This is a genomic window from Kitasatospora putterlickiae, from assembly GCF_039527695.1.
GTDB lineage: Bacteria > Actinomycetota > Actinomycetes > Streptomycetales > Streptomycetaceae > Kitasatospora > Kitasatospora putterlickiae.
Genome location: NZ_BAAAKJ010000105.1, coordinates 56,662 through 62,444, shown reverse-complemented (window position 1 = coordinate 62,444; position 5,783 = coordinate 56,662). Strand labels below are relative to the sequence as shown.

4 protein-coding genes and 1 pseudogene are annotated in these 5,783 nt (G+C 73.9%); all 5 read right to left on the bottom strand.

Features of this window, described 5'->3' with window-relative positions; translation table 11 throughout:
• The coding region (locus ABD308_RS11245; RefSeq protein WP_344331819.1) for an NAD-dependent epimerase/dehydratase family protein at nucleotides 1-526 on the bottom strand (526 nt) is incomplete at its 3' end.
• A gap of 161 nt (nucleotides 527-687) precedes the next feature.
• A pseudogene (locus ABD308_RS11240) lies at nucleotides 688-1,395 on the bottom strand (nucleotidyltransferase family protein); the annotation flags it as partial.
• Between the two features lie 72 nt (nucleotides 1,396-1,467).
• Nucleotides 1,468-2,460 carry an SDR family NAD(P)-dependent oxidoreductase gene (locus ABD308_RS11235; RefSeq protein ID WP_344331818.1) on the bottom strand — a complete coding sequence of 331 codons (993 nt, stop codon included), beginning with the start codon at nucleotides 2,458-2,460 and terminating at the stop codon, nucleotides 1,468-1,470.
• A gap of 166 nt (nucleotides 2,461-2,626) precedes the next feature.
• Nucleotides 2,627-4,141, bottom strand: coding sequence for a hypothetical protein (locus ABD308_RS11230; protein ID WP_344331816.1), 1,515 nt, complete (start codon nucleotides 4,139-4,141; stop codon nucleotides 2,627-2,629).
• Nucleotides 4,142-4,214: 73 nt separating this feature from the next.
• The gene (pelF, locus tag ABD308_RS11225) at nucleotides 4,215-5,720 is read right to left on the bottom strand and encodes a GT4 family glycosyltransferase PelF (protein ID WP_344331815.1); all 1,506 of its coding nucleotides are present in this window, start codon (nucleotides 5,718-5,720) and stop codon (nucleotides 4,215-4,217) included.
• Nucleotides 5,721-5,783 lie beyond the last annotated feature (63 nt).

The following is a 5,783-nucleotide window of genomic DNA, read 5'->3' as shown; positions in this document are numbered from 1 at the left end:
GCAGCTCGGCGGCGAGCCGGCCGGGCAGCGCGCCGGCCGGTGCGCCGGGGCCGACCGGGTTGAACACCCGCAGCACCACCGCGTCCAGCGGCGAGCCGGCCACCGCGAGCGAGCCGGCCAGCTTGGTGGCGCCGTAGACGCCGACCGGGCGGGCGTCGGCGTCCTCGGCGAGCGAGTCGCCGGGGGCGCAGACGCCGTACTCGCCGGCCGAGCCGATGTGCACCAGCCGGGCCGTCGGGGCGCCCTGGCCGAGCGCCTCGCAGAGCACGGCCGGGCCGCGGGCGTTGACCTCGGCGAGCGTGACGGCGCTGCCGGCGACCGCGCCGGCGAGGTTCACCACCGCGTCCGGGGCCAGCGCGGCCAACTCCTCGCCGAGCGGGCCGGCCTGGGCGGTGGCCAGGTCGATCCGCAGGTCGTGGTCGGGCCGCCGCCCGGCGGTCAGCACGGTGGCGCCGGGCAGCGCCCGCAGGGCGGCGGCGGCATGACCGCCGAGGAAGCCGTCGGCGCCGAGCAGCAGGATCCTCACGCGGCCCGCCCGTCGTTCCCGGGGCCCGCCGGGACGGCGGCCGGTGCGGCCGGGGCCTGCCCGTCGGCGGCCTCGGGGGCGGTTCTGGCGGCGGGGATCGGCAGCCCCTGGCCGTTCGGCACGGCGTACAGGCCCTCGCCGGCGGCCGGGGCGGCCGGCTCGCCCGGAAGCAGCAGCGAGCGGTTGAGCGAGAACTCGGCGTTGGCCCGGTCGTAGTCGTCCGGACGGCCGATGTCCAGCCAGTAGCCGTCGAACTCGTAGGCGGACGGCGGCGTCTGCGCGGCCAGCAGGTCCAGCACCAGCTCGTCGAAGCCGAGCGGCAGACCCGGGGTGTACCTGGCGAGCGCGGCGCGGGAGACGCCGTAGACGCCCATCGAGACCCGGTAGTCGATGCTCGGCTTCTCCTGGAAGCCGGTGATGGACCCGGCCTCGGCGGTCAGCACGCCGAAGTCGATCTTCACCTGGCGGGCGTAGGTCGCGATGGTGAGCGGGGCCCCGGACGCCTCGTGGTGCTTGAGCACCCCGGCGAAGTCCAGGTCGGTGAGGATGTCGCCGTTCATCACCAGGAAGTCGTCGGGCAGCCGGTCCTGCATGGTGAGCAGCGGGCCGAGGGTGCCGAGCGGGCTGTCCTCGACCGCGTAGCCGACCCGCAGCCCCCACTGGGAGCCGTTGCCGACGTAGGCGCGGATGATGTGGCCGAGGTGGCCGATGGCCAGGGTGACGGTCTGGAAGCCCGCGGCGGCGAGCTGGCGCATCACGATCTCCAGGATCGCGTGCTGGTCGCCGATCGGGACGAGTGGCTTGGGAAGCGCGGTGGTGTACGGGCGCAGGCGTACGCCCTTTCCGCCGGCCAGGATCACTGCGTGCATGGTGGTTCCCCCACGAAAAGTCGGAGCGACAGGGGCCTTCGGTGCCGGGAGCGGACGGAAGGCGGAGCCGGGTCAGACGTTGTAGATGTCGGTCTTGTAGCGGGCCAGGTTGGCCGGGTCGCGGAAGAACTCGATGGTCTGCTCCAGCCCCTCCTCCAGCGAGAACGCCGGGGCCCAGCCGGTGGCGGTGCGCAGCCGGGTGGCGTCCGCGACCAGGCGCATGACCTCGGAGTTGGCCGGGCGGATGCGCTGCTCGTCCTCCTTGACGGTGACGTCCACGCCCATCAGCTTGCCGACCAGGGAGACCAGGTCGCCGACCGAGATCTCGCCGCCGGTGCCGGCGTTGAAGGTCCGGCCGACCACGGTCTCGGCGGGGGCGGTGCCGACCGTGCGGAAGGCCAGCGCGGTGTCCTTGACGAACATGAAGTCGCGGGTCGGGCGCAGGTCCCCGAGGGTGATCTCGGTCTCGCCGGCGGCGAGCTGGGCGATCACGGTCGGGATGACGGCGCGCATCGACTGGCGCGGTCCGTAGGTGTTGAACGGGCGCAGGGTGACCACCGGGGTCTCGAAGCTGGCGTGGTAGCTGTCGGCCAGCCGGTCCCCGCCGGCCTTGGAGGCGGCGTACGGGGACTGGGTGTTGATCGGGTGGTCCTCGGTGATCGGCACGGTCTGCGCGGTGCCGTAGGTCTCGCTGGTCGAGGTGTGCACCAGGCGGGGGATCTCCAGGTGACGCACCGCCTCCAGGACGTTCAGGGTGCCGGTGACGTTGGTGTCCACGTACGAGTGCGGAGCCCGGTAGGAGTACGGGATCGCGATCAGGGCGGCCAGGTGGTAGACCGCCTCGGTGCCCTTGACCAGGCCGTTGACGGAGCCGGGGTCACGGACGTCGCCGAGGATGACCTCGACGGAGTCCAGCACCTCCCTGGGGAGGGTCTCCAGCCATCCGAACGACGAGAACGAGTTGTACTGGACCATCGCGCGGACCTGGTGGCCGTCGGCGACCAGGGTCTCGACGAGGTGGGAGCCGATGAATCCCTCGGCTCCGGTGACGGCGACGCTGCTCATGGTGAATCGCTTCCTGTGTCTTCTGGGGACGGTCGTACGGGCCCGGCCGGGTGGTGCGACGGTGTGGTGACCCGGTCGGGCCGGTACGGGTGGTGCCGGTTCCGTCGTGCCGGATCCGTGGTGCCGGATCCGTGGTGCGCTGTTCAGCTGTCCGGCGGTGCCGGTGTCAGCGGTGCCTGGTGGTGCGGCCGAGCACGGGCCCGGCGGTGGCGGTGAGGACGGCGGCCGCGGCCCCGCAGCCGATCAGCTGCAGGACGGTCGGGTCCACACCGGTCAGCAGCCCGGCGCACTCGGCGCCCGCGGCTGCCAGACAGATGAGGGCGGTGCTCCAGCTGAGCCCGAAGGCGTTCAGCAGCAGCGCCAGCCAGAGCGAGCCGCCGAGCAGCAGCAGCGCGCCGAGCTCGGGGACGCCCAGCGCGGGGGCGCCGGGCCAGAGCACGGTGGCGGCGGCGTCGAGGGCGGCCACGGTGGTGAGGTAGATGAAGAGGCAGCCGAGCAGCACACCGCCGGTGCGGCGGGCGAACTCGACCGGGGTGTGGCTGGTGCGCAGCGCGGCCACGGCCATCGCCCGGTAGCGGAAGAGCAGCCACTCGGCGAGGCCGAGGCTCAGCGTCAGGGCGATCATGGCCGGCCCGGTCGGGCTGGCCGAGGCGCCCTCGGCGCTGCCGGTGCGCACCGCCTGGTGGACCGTCACCCCGAGACCGGCGATCAGGGTCAGGGTGCCGACCGCGAGCCCGAACAGCAGGTGCGGGAGCTCCTTGTGCAGCGGCAGCCGCAGCGGGACGGGCTCCGCCTCGGCGCGCCGGCAGCGCAGCAGTTCCCGGGCGGCGAGCCCGACGGCCAGGCCGAGCGAGGCCAGCAGCACCGAGGTGCGGACGGCCTGCGGCACGTCGACGGCGAGCACCACGCCCGCGCCGACGGCCGACGGCGCCAGCGCCAGCAGCAGGAACTTCTCCCGCCCGAGCACCAGCAGCACGGTGGCCGCCGCCAGGTAGCCGGACTGCCCGGCGGCGAAGCAGAGCGCCCCCAGCGGCCCGCCGACCACGTACCCGGCGGTGGCCGCGGTCAGCGCGCCCAGCGGCGCCCCGATCGCCAGGCAGGTCGCCGCCGACCGCCGCCGGCCGCGGCCGAGCCAGGCGTACGAGCGGTGCGCCAGCGCCTGGTTCCACGACCAGCTGACCAGGGTCGCGACGGACAGCGCGAGCATGCCCGAGGGCAGACCGAAGCGCATCCGGTCGGCGGCGAACAGGTTGGCGCCCAGCAGGTAGCCGAGGCCGGGCAGGGCGAACACCAGGCCGCGCACGACGCACCGCCAGGGGTCGGCCCGCCAGGGGTTGGCGAACTCGGCGCTCGGCCCGGGGTAGCGGCGCTCGACCCGTTCGAACAGCTCCTCGGCGACGGTGAACGCGTCGGGGCGGCCGTACAGCAGGCCGGCCTGTTCGTCGGAGAGGCCGTCGGACTCCAGGAAGGCCGCGATCTCGTAGGGGTGGACGGCGTCGGCGCAGATGTCCCGCAGCCGCTCGGCGAGTTCGTCCAGCGGGTCGGGGGACAGGTCGAGCTGGTCCGTCTGCGGCCCGGGGCGCTGCGCGGGCAGCGTCGGGCGGCGCCGCTTCAGCGGCAGGACCCGCAGCTGGACGGTCTCGTCGGCCTCGTTCGGCACCAGACGCAAAGGCCCACTCATGCGCCCACCTCGCTGCGCTCGGCGGCCGCTTCGCGGGACGCGCGCCTGTCGATGATGAGCTCGCTGTGCTCGTTCATGCGCCCACCTCGCTGCGCTCAAGCTCGGTCGGCCGCTCCCAGTCCGGGTCCGGCGGTCCGTCGGTGACGTCGACGACGCCCTCGGGCAGCCAGCGGGAGGTGCCCAGCAGCTCGGTGTAGATGCCGCGGAAGCCGTCGATGTTCTGGCGGAGCGTGAACTGCTCGATCACCCGCAGCCGGGCCTGCTCGCCGAGCCGGGCCCGGCGCTCCGGGTCGCGCAGCAGCTCGATCGCGGCCGCCGCCATCGGTTCGGGTTCGCGCGGCGGCACGACCAGGCCGGTGTCGCCGACCGCCTCGCGCACGCCGCCGACGTCGGTCGAGACGGTGGCGCGCCCGCAGGACATCGCCTCGATCAGGGTGAACGGGAAGCCCTCGCTGATCGAGGACAGCATCACCACGTTCCCGGCCGCGTAGGCGTCGGTGATGTCGGCGACCCGCCCCTCGAAGACCACCGAGTCACCAGTGCCGAGTTCGGCGGCCAGGGCCTCGCACGCCTCGCGGTAGGCCTCGCCGCCCTTGGGGGTGCCGCCGAACAGCCGCAGCCGGGCGTCGGGTATCTCGCGCCGCACGATCGCGAACGCGCGGATCAGCGTCTCCAGGTCCTTGATCGGGTCGACCCGGCCGGCCCAGCTGAGCGTCGGGGTCTCGGGCTCCGGCCCGGCGGGCGGGAAGGCGGCCGGGTCGACGCCGTTGTAGACGGTGCGGATGTGCGCGGAGGGGGTGCCGCCGCGCTCCTCCCAGCGCCGGTTGTACCGGTTGCCGGGGGTGACCAGCGCGGCCCGCCGGTAGCTCTCCTCGGCGAGCATCCGGTAGAAGCCGAGCAGCAGCGCCTTGACCGGCCAGCGGTAGGGGCCGGTGCGGTAGCCGAGGTAGCGCTCGCGCAGGTAGATGCCGTGCTCGGTGAGGAGAAACGGTACGCCGAACTGCTGAGCGGCTATCAGCCCCGGAAGGGTCGCCAGACCGCCGCTCGCGGCGTGCGCCACTCCGTCGCGCGGCGGCTCGACCGACAGCGGGCGCAGCGCGTGCTCCAGCAGGTCGGTGGCGTTCAGCGCGTCGTGCATGGTGGGCCGGGAGACCGCCGTGGAGAGGTAGTCGCGGGTCCAGACGTGCTGGAGGGTGCGCAGGGCGCGCTCGCTGCGCAGCGCCGGGCTGAGCAGCCCGCGCTGGGCGAGGTCGGCGAAGCCGTACAGCTCGGTGCCGAAGTGGGTGGTGTACACCGGGTCCAGGAGGGAGTGCAGGAACCGTTCGTAGGCGTTGAGGAAGCGGCGCATCTCCTTGCCGCGCGGCGCCTTCGCCTCCGAGGCCGGGCCCCACAGCGGGGCGGTGGTGACCGACCGCACGTTGGCGGGCAGCTCCCAGGCCAGTGGTTCGTGGCCGGTGCCGGTGACGGCGATGATGTCGAAGTCGACGTCCGGCATGCCTTGCACGAGCTGGTCGCACCAGACACTGACCCCACCGTGCTGGTGCGGGTACGTCCCCTCGGTGAGCAGGGTGACGCGCATCTGTGTCCCCCCTCCTGTTCTTGCCTCAAGCCCCCGGCCGAGCGGGCCGGGCCGGGTGGTGCC